The sequence below is a fragment of the Geminicoccus flavidas genome (genome assembly GCF_009806515.1).
Lineage (GTDB): Bacteria > Pseudomonadota > Alphaproteobacteria > Geminicoccales > Geminicoccaceae > Geminicoccus > Geminicoccus flavidus.
This window is the reverse complement of sequence record NZ_WUJP01000710.1, coordinates 1-396: the sequence shown is the minus strand read 5'-3', so window position 1 is coordinate 396 and position 396 is coordinate 1. Positions and strand designations below refer to the sequence as shown.

Genomic DNA, 396 nt, shown 5'->3' with positions numbered 1-396 from the left:
CGATCTTCGTCCATGATCATTCTCCGCTCGGCCGCGCATAGTTGCGGGCCATGCTAGAAGCATACCGGCGGGCACCAGGGTTCCTTTTCCGTCTACCGCCGCTGATCCGGCAGCTTGAAGATCTCCACACCCGGTGGCGGCTCCGCTGGACGCCCCCTCAAGACAGCGGCGACAAAGTCGATCAGTCGAGGCAAGCCGCTGGTGTCGTAGGGTTTGCGCATGACCCCCCATACCGTCTGTTTCTCGGTGCGCGCCAGGGCCGCCTGGGCGGTTAGCAGGAACACTGGCGCGTTGTAGCGCTCCTTGAGGTGCCGGGCGATCACCCGACCATCCCCACCGTCTCTGAGGTTCAGATCGATCAGCGCGATATCAGGGCGCTGCTCCGCACACAGCCGG

The 396-nt window shown here is 64.1% G+C and carries 1 pseudogene; it reads right to left on the bottom strand.

Going from position 1 to position 396, the window contains the following annotated elements:
* Positions 1 to 92: 92 nt before the first annotated feature.
* Positions 93 to 396 (bottom strand): annotated as a pseudogene (locus EQG76_RS20355) (hypothetical protein); the annotation flags it as partial.